We start from the raw sequence: 17,664 nt of genomic DNA, 5'->3' as shown, positions 1-17,664 counted from the left end.
CGATTACCCTTGCTCGAGGCGCTTGCGCTCGTTGTCCAGATGGAAGGCGCCATCGACCACCACGCGGTCGCCGGCCTTCACGCCGTTCTGCACCACGCGCATGCCATCGCTCTCGGCCCCCAGCTTGACCCTGGTCAGCCGGTACTTGTTGCCGGGCATCTCGACATAGACCAGCTCGTCGTTGCCTTCGCGCACCACGGCCGAGGCCGGGATCACCAGCTGGTCGACCGGCTTGCCGGCGATCAGCATGCTGGCCAGCATCGCCGGCTTCAGGCGCCCTTCGCGGTTATCGAGCTCGGTGCGGACCAGCACCGTGCGCGACTGCGGGTTGACGGTGCGGCCCACGTAGATCAGCTTGCCGGTGATGATCTGGCGGCCGGCACCGTTGGTCAGCGACGGCACCTCGATCTCAACGCTCTGCCCTTCGGCCACCTGCGCGGCCTGCTGCTCGGGCACCTCGGCCACCACCCACACGCGCGACAGGTCGGCCACGGTATAGAGCGCATCGGCCGGCTGCACCACCTGTCCCTGCGCCACATTGCGCTCGACCACGGTGCCGCTGATGCTGGAATACACCGGCGAATGCGAGTTGATGCTGCCGCTTTTGGCGAGCTGTGCGATCGATGCCTGCGACATGCCCAGCACGCGCAGCTGGTCGCGGTAGGCGCGCATCTCGGCCGAGGCGATCGCCAGTTCGCTCTCGCGGCGCTGCAGTTCGCCGCGGCCGATCACGTCGGCGGCAAAGAGCTGGCGCGCGCGCTCGGCGTTGCGCACTTGCAGCTCGCTTTGCGCCTCGCTCTTGAGGAAGGCCATCTGGGCGGCGCCCAGCTCGCTGCTGTGCAGGCGGGCCAGCACCTGGCCGGCCTTTACTTCCTGGCCCAGCGCGGCGTACAGGTCGGTCACGCGGCCGGTCACACTGGCGCCGATGCGCGATACGCGCTGCTCGTCGAAGTCGACGCGGCCGGCCACGCGCAGGATCTCGCTGAACGGGGAGGTGCTCACGGCCGCCACCTTCAGCGACTTCTGCAGGTTGCCTTCCGGCTGGATCACGCCGGGCGGCAGCTTGGGCGCTTCGGCGACGGGCTCAGGTTTGTTGGAACAGGCCGCCAGGCTGAACGTCAGGACGGCAGCGGCTGTCAGCGAAAGCAGGAAATTGGGACGCATGGTTATTTCTGTTCGATGGTGGGAGTCGGCTGCGGCTGCGGCTGCGGCTGCAGGCCCGGCGCGGCGGTGGCGCCCGGGGCGGTCGACATAAGCTTTTCGATCTGGATGGCGGCGACCTGCAGCTCGTACTGGGCGGCGATCAGCTCGTTGCGCGCGCCGCGCAGCACGCGCTGGGCATCGATGTAGTCGAGGATGCCGCGCTCGCCGAAGCGGTACGCGGCCTCGGCCACGCCCAGCGCCGACTCGGCCTCGCGCACGATGCCGGACTCCAGCGCCGTCACCTGCGCCTGCGTGATCTCGTACTGGCGGTAGGCGGTTTCCAGCTCCTGCGTAAGCTCGAACTCGCGCGCTTCCAGCGCGCTGAGCGCCTGCGTGGCCTGCGCGGTAGCCTCGCCGACGGGGCCTTTGCGGCGGTCCCACAGCGGGATGGTCATGACCAGGCCGATCTGCGACACGTTGTTGTCAGGCTGGCGGTCGGTACTGGCGCGCACCGCCACCTCGGGCCAGCGCAGCGAGCGCTGGTAATCGACGCCCAGCCGGGCGCGTTCCAGCTCCATGCGGCGCTGGGCCAGCTCGGCATTGCTGGCGGTCATGGTGTCGCGCAGCACCGGCAGCGGCGGCATCTCGGGTGGCTGGCCCAGCGTGCCGGCCAGCGAGAACTGGCCCGGCATGGCACCGCCCACCTGCTGGCGCAGCGCGGCCTTGGCCTGGTTCACGCGCAGCTCGGCGGTCTGCTGGCTCTTCTGCGACGCCAGCAGTTCGGTCTCGGCCTTGATCAGCTCATAGCGCGGGGCCTCGCCGACTTCCACGCGCAGCTTCGCGCGCGAGTGGATCTGGCGCATCATCGCCAGGTCTTCCTCGGCGGCGTGCAGTTCGCTCTCGCGCCGCAGCACCTCGTAGTAAGCCATCTTCACGCGCGCAGCCAGGTCCGCGCGGAACCCCTGCCGTGCCGCCTGCGACGACTCCAGACCGCGCGTGGCCATGGCCTCGCGCAGGCTGCGCTGGTGCGGATAGTCGAACTTTTGCACGATCGCATAGCTGGGCGCGTTGCCGCTGGTGACACCGGGCTGCCTGGCCGACAGCCGGCCGTACATCACCTCCACCTGGGGATTCGGGTAGGCGCGCGCGCTGCTGATGGCAGCGCTGGCGGCATCGACGCCGGCCTCGGCGGCGGCCACGCCCTTGTTGGTGGACTGCGCCATGTCGAGCAGTTGCGGCAGCGAATAGGCCGAATGGGCGGGCCCGGCGCTCGCGCCAGCGGGGCGGGCCGAGGGCGATTTCGGCGTTGCCGCGGCTGCGACGATGGCGGCACCGGACATCGGTGCGGCAGCAGGCTTGTACAGGGAGGCGGGGGCGGCGGGTGTGGCCAGTGAGGCACCAGCATTGGCACCAGCAGCGTCGGCGGTCTTCGTCGGCGCACCCGCGGCAGCGGCGGCATGGGCCGGTGCGGCGGCGAACGCGAGCAGCGACAGCGACGCGATCAGGGTCAGCTTGGTTGTTGTCATGAGTCGGGAAAGCAAGCAATACGACTGCCTGCGCCATGCCGCCGCGCGCCCCGGCGCGAGTGATCACGGCAGGACGGACAACGGCAGCGGCTTACCCGCGCGGCAAAGCAGCGGGCAGGCTGGCGATATCAGGCAAGGGGGCGCGGCCCGCGGCACGGCGGGTGCATGCGGCAGCGCGTGCGGTGCGGGCGCAGGAAACGCTCAGGCGCGGGAAATGGGCGGCCGGAAGAAGGCCGAAGGCGGCGGCTCGGCGCGGCCGGGGGGAGATTGCGCAACGTCGCCGGTGGGCAACATCAGCTGTACTGGCGGCAGCGCGAACAGCGCGCTGGATTCCTCGATCTCGTCGAGCAGGTCGAGCGGATCGAGCAGGTCGGCCGACCAGATATTGCAGTAGCCGGGTGGCGGGTCGTCGCAGATATCGTCGTCATGCAACCCGTCTTCGCCGGGCACGACGATCCGGCCCAGATCATCGACCGGTTGCGCCGCCGCCAGATCCATCAGCTCAGCGCTGCCCTGCACCTGCGCCGGCAGCGCCGTGCGCGCCTCCGCCGCTGCTCCAAAGGAGAGCAGCGACAGGCACATGGCAGTCAGCAGCAGGAACAACAATCGCATGGTTTGGCGGCGGCGCAGTGGCGGGCGGCAGCGCCGGATACGCCATTTTCGGGGCGTTCCGGGCGTGCTGCGGTACAGCATTGTAACGTAACGATTACGATTGACAGAGAATCGTTACGCTTGTTCCCCAATTGCGTGGAAGGATGAATGCATGTAGGGAGAATTTAGGACGCTTCTTCTGCCGTGACCGGCCCTCGCCCTAAACGCTGGGGAAACCAGGGGGCCGGTGTTGCTGCGTATCAGGCAGCGGCGCTGTATGATACGCAGCATGGCTGTCCAATAGACAGCGCTGCTGCGTATTAGGCAGTAAAGAGTGGAGCCCACCCCATGCATAACGCTCTGTTGAGTGAACTCTTTGGTGGCGAAAAACGCTTTGCGCTGCTTCGGGCACTTTACCTGAGCCCGGGCAAGCAACACGCCCCAGCCGAACTGGCACGACTGGCCGGCACCGACAGCGGTAATGTGGCGCGTTGGCTCAAACGCTGGGCTGACATCGGCTTGGTGGTGCGGACGCAAGACGGCAGGAATGTGCTTTACCGGGCGTCTGATTCGCCATTGCTGAACGGCCTGGCCGATATCGTGCGACGTAGTGACGCACTGCTTGAAGATGTGAAAGAGGCGCTACCACCGGAGGTAGAAACAGCCGTGGTTTTCGGCTCGGTCGCACGCGGGGAGGAGAAGGCATCCTCTGACCTTGACGTGCTGGTATTGGGCGAGGAACTCAGCACGATCCGCATCCATGCACTGCTGAAGTCGGTGGGCCGCAAGCATGGCCGGGAAATCCATGCATCGGTGTTCTCCCGGCCTGAATTCGAACAGATGCTGGCAGATGGCAACAGTTTCGCAATCGGCATTACGCAGCAACCTACCATCGCCTTGAAGGGAGAACTCGCACATGGCCGCACGCAAGCCGCCACAACTGGCGGTTGACGAACCGCAGGTCGTCCGCATGGAGCGACTGCAGAACAAGCAGATGGTCCAGGACCTGCTTCGCGCCGCTGTACAGAAACTCAATTGCTGCTGGACGAACTGGACGGCTTGCTGACGATCCGCAATTCAAAGTACACGGGATTTGCCACGGTCAGGGCGCCGGACTTGCGTCTCGCGCTGGAACTCGCCGAACGGATGCTCGGCGAGACCTCGCAATGGTTGCAGGCGCATCATCCCGGCATGCTCAAACCCTAACGATATCGCTGCCCGTGTCCGGTAAGGTGAGATCGCCCTACACCACCCGGAACCCATGCGTGCCGTCGCGCTCCAGTTGCGCGATCAGCCCGAATTCCCAGTCGAGGTAGCCCTGCATCGCCTCGCGCGGACTGTCGGTGCCCTCGTACGGCCGGCGGTAGCGGTCGGTGCGTGCCGACGCGAGCCGCGTTTCGCCGTGTTCCAGCGGCAGGCCCGCGGCGATCCACGCCTGCGTGCCGCCTTCCAGCACGAAGATCTCCGCATCGGTCAGGCGCCGCAGGTCTGCCGCGGCGAAGCGTGCCAGCAGGCTCGAGCCGCAGGTCAGCACATAGCGGCGCGGCTGCGGGATGCGTTGCAGCGCGTCGGCAAGCTGTGCCCGGATGACAAAGCAGGCGCCTGGGATATGGCGCTTGACGTAATTGGCGCTGGCGGTGAAATCCAGCACGGCGACGCTGTCATCGCCGGCATCGAGCCATGCCGCCAGTTCGGCCGGCGTCACTGTCGATACCGGCGCTGCGTCCGGGACCGGCGCGGCAACGGCGCCCGTTTCGCTGCGCGCGGCGGCATCGACGGGTTCCACCACCCACACCTCCCATCCCATCTGCGCCAGCCACGATCCGGTCATGCTGGCGCGCACGTCATCGTCGTCGGCCAGCACGATGCGCGCGCCGCGCACCGGCGCGTTGTGGTCGGTTTCCTGCACCAGTTGCCCGCCCGGCGCGTTGACGCAGCCCGGCAGGTGGCCCTCGGCGAATTCCTCCGGCGTGCGTACATCGAAGCGATATACCGTGCGGCCCGCCTGCTGCAGCGAATCGAGTTGCGCCAGCGCGATGCGGCGCACGCCGGCGCGATCGGCAATCTCGCGCGCACCGCGGCGCGCGCTGTCGCGGTTGGCGTCGCTGACCGCGGCCGGCGCGCGGCGGCTGGCGCCGTGGTCCAGTTGCTGCCCGGCCAGGGTCCAGCCGATGGTGCCGTTGCGCAACGCCGCGACGGGGTTGGGAATGCCGGCATTGACCAGCGACTGCGTGCCGATAATGCTGCGCGTGCGGCCGGCGCAGTTGACGATCACCTGCGTGCGCGGGTCCGGCGCCAGTTCGCGCACGCGCAGCACCAGTTCGGCGCCCGGCACGCTGGTGGCCGTCGGGATGCTCATGGTCTGGTATTCGTCGAAGCGGCGCGCGTCGACGATCACCGCGTCGGCCTTGCTGTCGATCAGCGCCTGCACTTGTTCGGCCGCCAGCGACGGCGTATGCCGTTTGGCCTCGACCAGTTCGCCGAACGACTTGCTGGGCACGTTGACGTCGCGGAACACCTCGCCACCGCCATCGATCCAGCCACGCAGCCCGCCTTCGAGCAGATGCACGCGCGTATAGCCCAGCTCGCGCAGCACGGCGGCGGCGCGCGGCGCCAGGTCCGCACCGGCGTATTCGCCGTAGACGACGATCAGCGTGTCGCGGCGCGGGAGGCGCGACCACGCTTCCAGTTCAAGCTTCGACAGCGGGAAATTGGCTGCCCACAGCGGGTGTTCCTGCGCAAACGGGTCTTCCTCGCGCACGTCGATCAGCGCGATCTCTGCGCCGTCAAGCAGGGCCTTGCGCACGTCCTCGCGCGTATCAGTCGGGAATGCAGTGTTGTTGTTGGTCATGACTGGGCAAGTTCGCGGGAGCGGTCCCACAGGTTGGGCAGGGTGTGGTTGGAATAGCCGGAAATAAAGGGCTTGCGCGTGCCGTCCTCGGCATAGACGGTGCGGCGCACCGCGCCGATATTGGCGCCGTACACGTGGATGCTGACCGAGACGCGGTCGTCATAGACGTTGTTGACGCGGTGGATGTCGCCCACCGTCGGCGATACGGCTTCCACCTGCCCGGGCAGCAGCCGCACCGCATCGCCCTGCGGCACTGGCTTGCCGCTGCCGTCGATCACGAACGGCTGCGAGTCCTCGGCGCCGCGCAGCATGCCGATCAGGCCCCACACGGTGTGGTCGTGGATCGGCGTGCGTTGCCCCGGTCCCCAGACAAAGCTGACGATGGAAAAGCGCTCGGCGGAATCGCAATGCAGCAGGTGCTGCTGGTAGTACTCGGGGTGCGGCTGGGCCCAGGCATCGGGCAGCCAGTTGTCGTGCGCGACCAGTTCAGCCAGCAGCGCGCCGCCCTCGCGCAGGAGGCGCGGTTCGTCGGGATGCTGGTCGAGCAGCGCGGCCAGGCTGGTGATGAAGTCGCGCAGCGGCGCCAGTGCGTTGGCCGCATTGGGGTTGGGGGAACTGCCCATGGGAATCGCTCCGGAGTGTCTCGATATGGTTCGCCGGCGCGCCCGGCGCCGGCCATGCTGCCCTCTGCGGGGCGCTGGTCCCGCAAACATAGCACGGCCAGGCGGGGCGCGTGCTTACAGGCCCAGCTGCGCACGTCCGGCGGCGACCAGGATGGCGTCGTTCTGCGGCGTATGGATGCGGCTGCACAGCACGTCGCGATAGTGGCGCTCGAGCGGGTTGTTGCGGCTCAGGCCGTGGTTGCCCGATAGCTGCAGCGCCAGCTCCACCGCGCGGATCGCATGGCCGGTGACGGTGAACTTCAGCAGGCCGCTGTCGGCGGGTGGGGGCGCGTCGCCCGCATCGGCGCGCGCGGCGGCGTCATCGAGCAGCACCTGGTTGGTCCGCAGCAGCGCCGCGATCTCGCCAATGGCTTCCTGCACGCGCGGCAGCGTGGCCAGCGGCGCGCCCAGGCTGCCGGGTGCGCGCTCGCGCACGAAGGTGCGGATCCAGGTATCGGCCGCGCGTGCCACCGCGTCATAAAGACTGCCGAGCAGCACCACCATCCAGGCCTGCTGGTCGGCATTGGCATCGATATCGGCCTGGCTCGCGCCAGCCGGGGCCCACGCCGACGGCGCGCGGATATCGACGGCGTGATCGGGCGGAATCCAGACATTGTCGAGCACGGTCTCGTGGCTGCCGGACGCGCGCAGGCCGAGATGGTTCCAGTTCTCGACGATGCGCACGCCGGCAATGCCTGCTGCCGGTCCGGGTACCAGGAACACGCCCACGCGCGGCTGGGGTTCGTCGGTACGCGCCCATACCGCCAGCCAGCGCAGCGCCGGGATGCCGGTGCTATAGAGCTTGCGCCCGCTGATGCGCCAGCCGTCGCCCACGCGCGTGGCAATCGTGCCCGGCAGGCCGCCGCGCGCGGGCGAGCCCAGCTCAGGCTCGACACGCAATGCGTTGATCAGCGCGCCGTCCTGCACCGCGCTGGCAAAGACCGCGTCGCGCACGGTCGGCGACCAGTGCGAGTCGGCGCGCGCGATCGCACGGTGCTGCAGGTAGGTCATGGTCAGCACCAGCGCGGTGGCGGGCTCGCCGCCCGCCACCGCGGCGACGATGCGGCGTGCCTGCGCCAGCCCTGCCCCACCACCGCCATGCTCGCGCGGCACCACCTGCGCGGTCAGCCCGTGCGCATGCAGTTGCGCGAAGTGATCGTGCGGAAAGCTGGCGGCCGCATCGTGCGCGGCAGCACCGGCGGCAAAGCGTGCGGACAGCTCGGCCAGCACGTCGCCAAGGCGCGCGTCGCTGCTGGGCAGCCGGCGCAGGGAAGACGTCGAAGACATCGGGAACGCTCCGGGAAGGATGACGGCCGATGCCCGCTGCGGAAGGCATCGCCATGAATGCCGCATAGCGTACCGCCGGCCCCGCGTTCCGGAAACGACGCTTATTGAATATGGTCCGTCGTTTTTATTCGTTAGTGGCGGCGCGCGGCTGTCGTACTTTCTTCCTCAGCCCATCACTACCCCGGCGGTCTGCAGCCGTCCACACCGATACAGGAGCACCCGCATGAGCGTCGATTTCATCGGCATGATCCAGAGCCAGAAGCAGTCCGAGATCCATCCGCCCGCAGGGCCGGTGATCGACCGCGACTATGTGCGCGCCTTTGCGCAGGCGCATGAGCAGGCGGGCTTTGACCGCATCCTGGTGCCGCACCATTCCACCGGTCCGTCGGCCACGCTGACCATCGCCTACGCCGCCAGCGTCACCGAGCGCATCCATTTCATGCTGGCGCACCGGCCCGGCTTTACCGCGCCGACGCTGGCCGCGCGCCAGATCGCCACGCTCGACCAGTTCAGCGGCGGCCGGCTCGGGGTCCACTTTATCTCCGGCGGCTCTGACAGCGAGCAGCAGCGCGACGGCGACTTCCTCGACCACGACCAGCGTTATGCGCGCACCGACGAATACCTGCAGATCCTGCGCCGGATCTGGACCGAGCCAGCACCGTTCGACCACGAAGGCCGGTTCTACCGCTTCACACAGGGCTTTTCTGAAGTCAAGCCCGCGCAGCAGCCGCACGTGCCCATCTACTTCGGCGGTGCATCGGAAGCGGCGCTCACGGTGGCCGGCAAGCACGCCGATGTCTACGCGCTGTGGGGCGAATCGCTCGACCAGGTGCGCGAGCTGACCACGCGCGTGCGCGCCGAGGCCGCCAGACACGGACGCAAGGTGCGCTTCTCCGTGTCGTTCCGCCCCGTACTGGCCGAGACCGAAGAAAAGGCATGGGCCCGCGCCGACAGCATCCTCGAACGCACCCGTGCGCTGCGCGTGCAGGCCGGCTACAGCCGCGGCGGCCCGCAGCAGAGCGAAGGCGCGCGCCGCCTGCTGGCCGCCGCAGACAAGGGCGAGCGCGTCGACCAGCGGCTGTGGACCGCGATCGCGCGCGAGACCGGCGGACGTTCCAACTCCACCGGCCTGGTCGGCACGCCCGAGCAGGTGGCGCAGGCGCTGCTGGCGTACTACGAACTGGGCGTGACCACCTTCCTGATCCGCGGCTTCGATCCGCTCGAAGACGCCATCGACTACGGCCGCGAACTGATTCCGCGCGTACGCGAACTGGTCGCGCAGCACGATGCCGCGGCCGAGCGCAAGGCGGCCTGATCCACCCGGACGAACCCTCGCCAGGAACGCCGTCGTCCCGATCCAGCGCGCCGCCGCGCTGAACTCGACTAACGCCACACACCAACAACGAAAACGGGGAGTCTCCACATGAGCCAGAAGCACACCACTGCCAACCCGCGCCGCCGCGATGTGCTGCGCGTTGCCGGCGCCGCCGCCATTGCCGCGCCGTCGCTGATCCTGGGCCGCCAGGCCTGGTCGGCGCCGCGCAAACTGACCTTTGCCTGGAACCAGAACTCGTTCTGCCTGACGCCGATCGTGGTGGCGCAGGAGAAGGGCTTCTTCGAGAAGAACGGCCTGCAGGTCGACCTCATCAACTACAGCGGCTCGACCGACCAGTTGCTGGAATCGATCGCCACCGGCAAGGCCGATGCCGCGGTCGGCATGATCCACCGCTGGCTCAAGCCGCTGGAAGCGGGCTTTGACGTCAAGATCATCGGCAGCTCGCACGGCGGCTGCGTGCGGCTGGTGGGATCGAAAGCCGCGGGCGTGACCAGCCTGCAGCAGCTCAAGGGCAAGACCGTCGGCGTCAGCGACCTGGCCGCGCCGGGCAAGCACTTCTTCACCATCCTGCTGGCCAAGCACGGCATCGACCCGGACAAGGACATCACCTGGCGCCAGTACCCCGCCGACCTGCTGGGCGTGGCGGTCGACAAGGGCGAAATCCAGGCCATCGCCGACGGCGATCCCAACCTCTACCTCCTGGAGAAACGCACCAACGGCGCCTACGTCGAGCTGGCCACCAACCTGACCGGCGAGTACGCGCGCAAGGTCTGCTGCGTGATCGGCGCGCGCGGCGAGCTGGTGCGCAACGACCGTCCCGCGGCGACGTCGCTGGCGCGCGCCATCGTGCAGGCCACCGACTACGTCAACGAGAATCCCAACGAGGCCGCCAGGGTCTTCGCCAAATACTCGCCCAAGATCAACCCGGACGACCTGCGCAAGCTCTACGCCACGCTGACCTATACCCACCACCCGACCGGCGTCGACCTGCGCGACGAGATCGCGTTCTACGCCGACGATTTCCGCCGCATCGGCGTGCTGAAGAAGACCACCGATGCCAAACGCCTGGCGCAGCATGTCTACGCCAATGTCCTGGGGTAATGCGATGACGACCAGCCAAGCTGCACTCGACGCGGGGCTCGCGCGCGAGCGTGCCCCGGTTTCTGCCTCGCCTTCCGGCACTTCCGCGCACAGTGCCAGGCCCGTGTGGGCCACGGGCATCGTCGCCGCGCTGGCGTGGGCCGCGTTCGGCGCGCTGACGTGGCAATGGCCCAACCAGATGGTGGGCTTCAGCGACTGGGCCTATACGGAGGAACTGGGGATTGCCGCCCTGGCAGGCGCCGTACTGCTGGCGCTGGTCGCGCTCGTCGGCCAGCGTATCCGCGCCGCGCAACGCGCGCTGGTCGCGCTGCGCAGCGCCGGCCCATGGCTGATTGCGCTGCCGGTAGTGCTGTCGGCCTGGGAGATCCTGACCGCCAAGACCGCGATCCTGCCGACGCCCTTCTTTGCGCCGCCGCAGGCGCTGATCGAGGTCTATGCCGACGACTGGCGCCGGCTGGGCGACAGCGTGCTCAACACGCTCAGGCTGCTGGGGCTGGGCGTGGCCTACGGCGGGCTGGCAGGCTTCCTCGTCGGCGTATCGATCGGCTGGTCGCGCCGCATCGGCTACTGGGTGCATCCGGTGCTGCGCGTGCTCGGCCCGCTGCCTTCGACCGCGCTGCTGCCGCTGACCTTCTACTTCTTCCCGTCGAGCTATTCCGCCGCGGTGTTCCTGATCGCGCTGGCGACGGCCTTCCCGGTTGCGGTGCTGACCTGGTCGGGCGTGGCCGGGGTCAACAAGAGCTACTACGACGTGGCGCGCACGCTGGGCGCTTCGGGGTGGTTCCTGGTGCTGCGCGTGGCGATTCCGGCGGCGCTGCCGCAGGTGTTTGTCGGGCTGTTCATGGGGCTGGGCGCATCGTTCTCGGTGCTGGTGACGGCGGAGATGATGGGCGTGAAGTCGGGGCTGGGCTGGTATCTGACGTGGGCGCAGGGGTGGGCTTCGTACGTGAACATGTATGCGGCGCTGATTGTGATGGCGTTGCTGTTTTCAGGCGTGATCACGCTGTTGTTTGTGGCGCGCGATCGCGTACTGTCGTGGCAGAAAGGGACGGTGAAATGGTGAGTGTTGTTGAGCGGTTGAAAGCCTCGAGACCCCACGCAAGTCTGAAGAAGGCTCCGCGCTCGGGCGAAGTGGGAAAGCGGTCGGGGGTGAGGCTGGGCGCTGGCCTGGCCGCGGGCGGTGGTGATGCTGCACACGCCGGCCCTCTCCCCCCGCCCCTCTCCCGCGAGCGGGGAGTTAACGCGGCGGTAGAGAATGCGCCCGGCGTCCTGACCGGTGCCAGGATCGACATTCGACAGGTCAGCCACTGGTTCGGCAGCGGCGATGACCGGCTACCCGTTCTCGACCACGTCGACCTCAACGTCGCCCCCGGCGAATTCGTCGCATTACTCGGCCCCAGCGGCTGCGGCAAGTCCACGCTGCTGCGCCTGGTCGCCGGCCTCGACCAGCCCTCTTCCGGCGAGATCCTGCAGGACGGCACGCCGATCACCGAGCCCGACCCGTCGCGCATCGTCGTGTTCCAGGACCCCACGCTCTACCCCTGGCGTCGCGTCTGGGACAACGTCGCCCTCGGCCTGCAGGCGCGCGGCCTGCTGGCGCAGGAGCGCCACCGCGTCGACGCTGCCCTGCGCCGCGTAGGCCTGGAAGCCTTCGCCCGCGCCTTCCCGCACCAGCTCTCCGGCGGCATGGCGCAGCGCGTGGCGCTGGCACGCGCGCTGGTCAACGATCCGCGGCTGCTGGTGCTGGACGAGCCGCTGGGCAAGCTGGATTCGCTGACGCGGCTGGCGATGCAGAGCGACCTGGTCGAGCTGTGGCAGCGCTCGCGCTTCTCTGCGCTGCTGGTCACGCACGATGTGGAAGAAGCGCTGTTCCTGGCGCAGCGCGTGATCGTGTTCAGCCAGCGTCCGGCGCGCATCACCGCGGAGATCAGCGTGGACCTGCCCTACCCGCGCCATCGCGGCGACCCGCGGCTGACCGAACTGCGGCACGAGGCGCTGCGCCACCTGGGACTCGACGCGAGCTGGTAATGCCCCATCGCTTCACCGCGCGGGCCGCCGCATGAGCGGCCCGCCTCCGCAGGCATGGCTGAACGCGCTGCTGGTGCTGATCGAGAAGTTCCAGCTGGGCTTGCTGTCGCTGTGGCACGCGCTGGGCCTGACCGGCGACAGCCACGGCCAGCCGGCGTGGCCATGGGCCGCGCGCATCGCCGGTGAAACGCTGCTGATCGATCTTGGTCTGGCGCGCCAGCTTGGCCTGAGCCTTTGCGCCCTCGCCTTCGCCCTGCTGGCCGTGGTCCTCGCGCTGGCGTGGCGCCGCCATCGCGGCGTACTGCTGGCCGTCGCCGCGCTGGCGCTGGTGGTGGCGCCGTGGCCGAGCGCAGCGCTGCTGCTGGGCCCGGCCGTGCCCACCAGCTTCCACGCCAGCCCTACCCGCTTCTCTGTCGATGCGATCGCACTGGGCGCGCGCGTCTACGGCCAGCACTGCGCCGGCTGCCATGGAGCCGATGGCCGTGGCGAAGGGCGGTTGGCCGCCACCCTCGCCCAGTGGCCGCCGACGCTGGTCAGCCCGCTGCTCGCGCGCCGCGCCGATGGCGAACTGTTCTGGCATGTGCAGGCGGGCATGCGCGATCGGCACGGCCGGCCCACCATGCCGGCGTTCCGCGACGCCCTTGGCGCGCGCGAGACCTGGGCCGTGATCGACTATATGAAGGCGCTGTCGGCGGGCAGTACGGCCGGCAGCGCCGCGGGTACCGATGGCAACTGGCCGGTGCCGTTGCGCCTGCCCGAGATGGCGATCCGCTGCGGCACCGACGCGCCGCTGGCGCTGTCGCAGTGGCGCGGCGGCCAGCGCGTGCGGCTGGTGGCGGTCGATGGCGCCGCGTCGCTGCCGTATGAGGATCCCCGCTTCCTGACCGTGCTGGTCACACCCGACGGCAAACCGCCCGCGCAGGTACCGCGCTTTCGCGCCGGCTGCACGGCCACGTCGCCCAATGCCTGGCAGGCGCTGGCGTCGATCGCCGGCGAAGCACCGGCGCGGCTGGCGGGAACCCAGTTGCTGGCTGACCGAGCCGGCTGGCTGCGGGCGCGGGGCGCACCGGGGCGGCAATGGTCGGATGCCGACCTCGTGTGCGTGTCCGGGCCTGCCGCCACTACCTCGCGCAACGTTGCGCCCGCCGCCGACGGCCTGACCGCGCTGCTGCTGCGCATGGATGCCGAGCCGGTGCGCTTCGTCAAGGGTGGCCTTATCCACTGAATGCAGGCCGGCCTTCCCCGATTATTCGCTGCCAGCGAATTCTGACTTTCCATCCATTACCGTGATGCCCCCCGCTGCTGCCGTTAACCTGCGCATCGAAGCGATAAGCCAACGTGGATCGGTGACATGGTGCAGATAAGGAAGGCGGCGTGAGCGCCATGGGAAGCGCCGGGGCGCTGCAGGGCATCGCGCTGATGGTCGCCACGGTGGCGTGCTTCGCCGCGCTCGACACGCTGACCAAGATCGCCGGCGCCGCCGTGCCGGTGGTGATGGCGCTGTGGCTGCGCTACCTGGTGCAGGCGGCGCTGACCGGAGCGGTGTTGCTGCCCGCACGCGGGCGGTCCCTGCTGCGCACGCGCCGCCCGCTGCTGCAGTGCGCGCGTGCGGTGGCGATGCTGCTTTCGAGCGGATGCGCCTTCTTCAGCCTGCAGGTGCTGCCGGTGGGCGAGTTCACCGCCGTGGTCAGCCTGACGCCGCTGGTGATGGCGCTGGCCGCGGCCGCGATGCTGGGCGAACGCATGTCGGCCGTGCGCTGGCTGTGCCTGCTGGCGGGATTTGCCGGCGCGCTGGTGGTGATCCGGCCGGACGCCGGCATGCAGCCGGCGATGCTGTTGCCGCTGGGTACCGTGCTGTGCAATGCCGTCTACCAGTTGCTCACCAGCGTGCTGACCCGCGCCGACGGCGCCGGCACCACGCACTTCTATACCGGCTGCGTGGCGACGGTGCTGCTCTCGGCGGCGTTGCCGTTCGCCTGGACTTCGCAACTCGCGCCGTGGCATTGGGGCCTGCTCGCCGGCATGGCGCTCGCAGGCACCGCCGGCCACCTGTTCCTGGTGCTGGCCTATGCGCGCGCGCCGGTCAGCGTGCTGACGCCCTATCTCTACCTGCAGATCGCCTTCGCCATGCTGGGCGGCTGGCTCGCCTTCGACTACTTGCCCGATGCATGGGCCGTGCTGGGGGTCGCGCTGATTGCCGCCAGCGGCGTCGGCGGCACGGTGGCCGCGGCGCGCGAGCGCGCGCTGCCGGCGCGCACGGTTGGCGCGACGTAGCCGTTCAGCCGAGCCGCAACTGCGCCTGCGCGGCCATGCGCACCGAAGCGTTGGCTGCGCCGTAGCCGAGATAGCCATGGCGCTGCACCAGCTCGAAGAAGAAGCGTTCGTGGAACGGCTCGGTATAGGCGTGCAGGAATTCTCCGTGGGCGTCCCGGTCGTAGAGCACGCCAAGGCGTTGCAGGCGCGCAAGCAACGCATCATCCAGTGCCAGCCGCGCGGCCACGTCGTCGTAGTAGTTGTCCGGCACGGGCAGCATCGCGGCGCGGCGGCGGTCGATCGCTTCCAGCGTCGGTTCGATACGGTCCGAGCGGAAGGCAATGTGATGCACGCCCGAACCCGCGTAAGCCGCCACGAAGCGGCCCGTCGCGGTGCGCCCGCTCTCCGACACATTGAGCGGAATGCGCACCTGCTGCCCGGGACTGACCATCGCGCGGCTCTTCACCAGGCCATACGGATCGGCGATCTCGTGCACGGCCTCCGGCGCCATGCCGAACACCGAGCGGTAGAACAGCACGAAGCTGTCGAGCCGGTTCGCCGGCAGCGCCTGCGCCAGATGGTCGATCGCGGACAGGCCGGCGCCGTGGTGAACGGCTTCCGCATCGGTATCGAGCAGGAAGTCGCTTTCGTAGATGCTGCGGTCGGCGTCGCGGTCGTCGATCAGGTGGAACAGCATGCCGTCGGGCGAGCGCAGCGCGGGAATCACGCGCTCATCGGGCCCGACCGGCTCGCGCCATTCCTTGCACAGCAGTGCGCTGGCGCGCGCGATGGCGCGGCGGGCGTCGTCGACCTTCAGGCCGATCGCGCAGACAGAGGGACCGTGCAGCTGGAAATGCCCCGCAGCGGCGCTGTCCTGCTCGGCATTGAGGATCAGGTTGATGCCGCCCTGGCGGTACAGGTCCACCGCCTTGGAGCGATGACGGCCCGCGTGAGCAAAGCCCAGCGATGCCAGCCGTTGCGCCAGCTCGCGGCCGGCCACGTAGTCGACGGCGAACTCGATGAAATCGACGCCACCGAGCACCGGCGGCTGCGGCAGCGGCGTGCCGCCGGCCTCTGACTCCAGCCAGATCAGCGAGCGCAGCCCGTCCTGCGCCGTCAGCCGCGCCGGTGCCGCGCGGAAATCGTCGTTGAATACCTCCAGCGACAACGGCCCGCGATAGCCCGCCTGCAGCACCGCGCGCGCGAAGTCTGTCACCGGCAGGTCGCCCTGGCCGGGGAAGTTGCGGTAGTGCCGGCTCCACGACAGCACATCCAGCGACAGGCGCGGCGCGTCGGCCAGCTGGACGAAGAAGATCTTTTCCGCGGGCACCGCGTCAAGTCCCTGCAGCGAATCGCCCAGCGACAGCGTGTGGAAGCTGTCGAGCACCAGCCCCAGCGCGGGGTGGTCGGCGCGCTGCACGATCTCCCAGGCCTGCTGCCAGCGGCGCGTGTGGCGGCCCCAGGCAAGCGCCTCGTATCCCACGCGCAGACCGCGCCGCGCGGCGGACTCGGCCATCCGGCGCAAGTCGGCGGCGGCGCGCGCCGGGTCGTCGATCGCGACATCCTGCACATTGCTGCAGACCAGCACCATCTCCGCCCCCAGCTGCTCCATCACGTCGAACTTGCGTTCGGCGCGCGCCATATTGCGGGCGAACAACGCATCCGGCATGGCCTCGAAGTCGCGCAGCGGCTGGTAGAGCAGGATCTGCAGGCCGAGATCGGCCGCCATGCGCCGCACGTCGGCGGGCGAGCCGCCGAAATGCAGCAGGTCGTTCTCGAAGATCTCCACGCCGTCAAAGCCCGCGGCCGCGGCGGCGTCGAGCTTTTCCGGCAGCGTGCCGGACAGCGAGACAGTGGCGATGGATTTCGGCAGGGGCCGGCGGACTGCGGTCATGGCGATAGCTAAGTGGCGATGGTGGCCAAAGGTTATGAGCCATCCCCGCGCGCAACAACCACGATTCGCGCGCAAGCGTGCGACAATCGCTCCATTGCGATCATCATTCGCGCGAAATTCGGGTTAACCATGGAAAAGGAACCGCTGAACCGGCGTGACTGGATCGCCGGGCTGGAAAAAGGCCTGGCCATCCTGGAGGCCTTCGACAACGACCATCCGCGCCTGACGCCGACGCAGGCGGCGCAACTGACGGGGCTCACGCGCACCGCCGCGCGCCGCTACCTGCTGACGCTGGAGCACCTGGGCTACACCACCAGCGACGGCACGCTGTTCAGCCTGACGCCGCGCGTGCTCAAGGTGGGCTGGTCGTATTTCGATTCGGCGCGGCTGCCGCGCACGGTGCAGCCGTTCCTGCAGCAGATCACCGCGCAGCTCGGCGAAGCGGCCTACCTGAGCGTGCTCGATGGCTGGGAGCTGGTGTTTATCGCCCGCACCAGCACCAGCCGCGTGATGAGCACCGGCTTCGTGCTGGGCGCGCGGGTGCCGGCGCCGCTGGGCTCGGCCGGGGTGATGATGCTGGCGTCGCGTCCCGAAGAGCAGGTGCGCGAGTGGCTGAAAACCTGCGTGCTCGCGCCCTATACGCCGTACACCATCCTGCAGCACGAGCGCCTGCTCGAAGAAATCCGCAAGGCCGGCGCGCAGGGCTATGCGATGCTGGAGCAGCAGTTGCAGACCGGCGTGCGCGGCATCGCGGTGCCGCTGCGCGACCGCCACGGCAAGGTGATCGCCGCGCTGTCGGTCAATATGCCGATCGGCGACGAGACCGCGCAGCAGGCGGTGGACCGCGTGCTGCAGGTGTTGCAGGACACCGCGCTGCTGATCATGCGCGTGCTCTAGACATCATGTATGGACCTGCCGCGCCTCAAGGTACGCGGATTAAGCTTGAGGTGCGTTACACCGCAGCTCAGAGCCGCATTGAGGGGGCAGGTCAT

General features: G+C 68.9%; 16 protein-coding genes. 9 read left to right on the top strand and 7 right to left on the bottom strand.

The annotated features are described in order from the left end of the window. Positions 1–3: 3 nt before the first annotated feature. From AB1I47_RS10125 to AB1I47_RS10115, 3 genes are all read right to left on the bottom strand, one after another. Entirely contained in the window at positions 4–1,164 is a 1,161-nt protein-coding gene (locus AB1I47_RS10125) for an efflux RND transporter periplasmic adaptor subunit (RefSeq protein ID WP_354683618.1), read from the bottom strand. A 2-nt stretch (positions 1,165–1,166) separates the two neighbouring features. Continuing rightward, the gene (locus AB1I47_RS10120; RefSeq protein WP_354683617.1) at positions 1,167–2,669 is read right to left on the bottom strand and encodes a TolC family protein; all 1,503 of its coding nucleotides are present in this window, start codon (positions 2,667–2,669) and stop codon (positions 1,167–1,169) included. A gap of 201 nt (positions 2,670–2,870) precedes the next feature. Beyond that, positions 2,871–3,281, bottom strand: coding sequence for a cobalt-zinc-cadmium resistance protein (locus AB1I47_RS10115; RefSeq protein WP_407935818.1), 411 nt, complete (start codon positions 3,279–3,281; stop codon positions 2,871–2,873). 327 nt (positions 3,282–3,608) lie between these two features. Here AB1I47_RS10115 and AB1I47_RS10110 point away from each other — a divergent pair, with 327 nt between their 5' ends. Both AB1I47_RS10110 and AB1I47_RS10105 read left to right on the top strand, forming a co-directional pair. Then, positions 3,609–4,211 (top strand): nucleotidyltransferase domain-containing protein, encoded by a 603-nt coding sequence (locus AB1I47_RS10110; RefSeq protein WP_354683615.1) that lies wholly within the window; start codon positions 3,609–3,611, stop codon positions 4,209–4,211. Positions 4,212–4,295: 84 nt separating this feature from the next. Beyond that, positions 4,296–4,466, top strand: coding sequence for a hypothetical protein (locus AB1I47_RS10105; protein WP_354683614.1), 171 nt, complete (start codon positions 4,296–4,298; stop codon positions 4,464–4,466). Between the two features lie 37 nt (positions 4,467–4,503). Here the strand turns inward: AB1I47_RS10105 and AB1I47_RS10100 are convergent, their stop codons facing one another. The 3 genes from AB1I47_RS10100 to AB1I47_RS10090 all read right to left on the bottom strand — a co-directional run bounded on the left by AB1I47_RS10100 (position 4,504) and on the right by AB1I47_RS10090 (position 8,060). Beyond that, the gene (locus tag AB1I47_RS10100) at positions 4,504–6,111 is read right to left on the bottom strand and encodes a rhodanese-related sulfurtransferase (protein WP_354683613.1); all 1,608 of its coding nucleotides are present in this window, start codon (positions 6,109–6,111) and stop codon (positions 4,504–4,506) included. Next, positions 6,108–6,734, bottom strand: coding sequence for a cysteine dioxygenase family protein (locus AB1I47_RS10095; protein ID WP_354683612.1), 627 nt, complete (start codon positions 6,732–6,734; stop codon positions 6,108–6,110). Before AB1I47_RS10095 ends, AB1I47_RS10100 begins: the two co-directional genes overlap by 4 nt. Positions 6,735–6,848: 114 nt before the next feature. Further along, positions 6,849–8,060, bottom strand: a complete 1,212-nt coding sequence (locus tag AB1I47_RS10090) for an acyl-CoA dehydrogenase family protein (protein ID WP_354683611.1) — start codon at positions 8,058–8,060, stop codon at positions 6,849–6,851. 223 nt (positions 8,061–8,283) lie between these two features. Between AB1I47_RS10090 and AB1I47_RS10085 the strand changes: the two genes are divergently transcribed. The 6 genes from AB1I47_RS10085 (at position 8,284) to AB1I47_RS10060 (ending at position 14,799) form a co-directional block, all read left to right on the top strand. Further along, positions 8,284–9,375 carry an LLM class flavin-dependent oxidoreductase gene (locus AB1I47_RS10085; protein WP_354683610.1) on the top strand — a complete coding sequence of 364 codons (1,092 nt, stop codon included), beginning with the start codon at positions 8,284–8,286 and terminating at the stop codon, positions 9,373–9,375. Positions 9,376–9,483: 108 nt separating this feature from the next. Continuing rightward, a complete protein-coding gene (locus AB1I47_RS10080; RefSeq protein WP_354683609.1) occupies positions 9,484–10,497 on the top strand; it encodes an ABC transporter substrate-binding protein in 1,014 nt (337 codons plus the stop codon). 4 nt (positions 10,498–10,501) lie between these two features. After that, complete coding sequence (locus AB1I47_RS10075) at positions 10,502–11,560, top strand: ABC transporter permease (RefSeq protein ID WP_354683608.1); 1,059 nt, start codon at positions 10,502–10,504, stop codon at positions 11,558–11,560. After that, a complete protein-coding gene (locus tag AB1I47_RS10070; protein ID WP_354683607.1) occupies positions 11,554–12,525 on the top strand; it encodes an ABC transporter ATP-binding protein in 972 nt (323 codons plus the stop codon). The genes AB1I47_RS10075 and AB1I47_RS10070 overlap by 7 nt, the downstream gene beginning before the upstream one ends. Before the next feature lie 31 nt (positions 12,526–12,556). Then, positions 12,557–13,750, top strand: a complete 1,194-nt coding sequence (locus tag AB1I47_RS10065) for a c-type cytochrome (protein ID WP_354683606.1) — start codon at positions 12,557–12,559, stop codon at positions 13,748–13,750. A gap of 158 nt (positions 13,751–13,908) precedes the next feature. After that, positions 13,909–14,799: a DMT family transporter gene (locus AB1I47_RS10060; protein WP_354683686.1), complete on the top strand. Its 891-nt coding sequence runs from the start codon at positions 13,909–13,911 to the stop codon at positions 14,797–14,799. A gap of 4 nt (positions 14,800–14,803) precedes the next feature. Here AB1I47_RS10060 and AB1I47_RS10055 read toward each other — a convergent pair whose 3' ends face one another. Then, positions 14,804–16,672 (bottom strand): bifunctional sugar phosphate isomerase/epimerase/4-hydroxyphenylpyruvate dioxygenase family protein, encoded by a 1,869-nt coding sequence (locus AB1I47_RS10055; protein ID WP_354683605.1) that lies wholly within the window; start codon positions 16,670–16,672, stop codon positions 14,804–14,806. A 129-nt stretch (positions 16,673–16,801) separates the two neighbouring features. Here AB1I47_RS10055 and AB1I47_RS10050 point away from each other — a divergent pair, with 129 nt between their 5' ends. Further along, complete coding sequence (locus AB1I47_RS10050) at positions 16,802–17,569, top strand: IclR family transcriptional regulator domain-containing protein (protein ID WP_354683604.1); 768 nt, start codon at positions 16,802–16,804, stop codon at positions 17,567–17,569. Positions 17,570–17,664 lie beyond the last annotated feature (95 nt).

It is taken from the genome of Cupriavidus necator (genome assembly GCF_040578825.1).
Taxonomy (GTDB): Bacteria; Pseudomonadota; Gammaproteobacteria; order Burkholderiales; family Burkholderiaceae; genus Cupriavidus; species Cupriavidus necator_E.
This window is presented reverse-complemented; position numbering and strand designations above follow the sequence as displayed.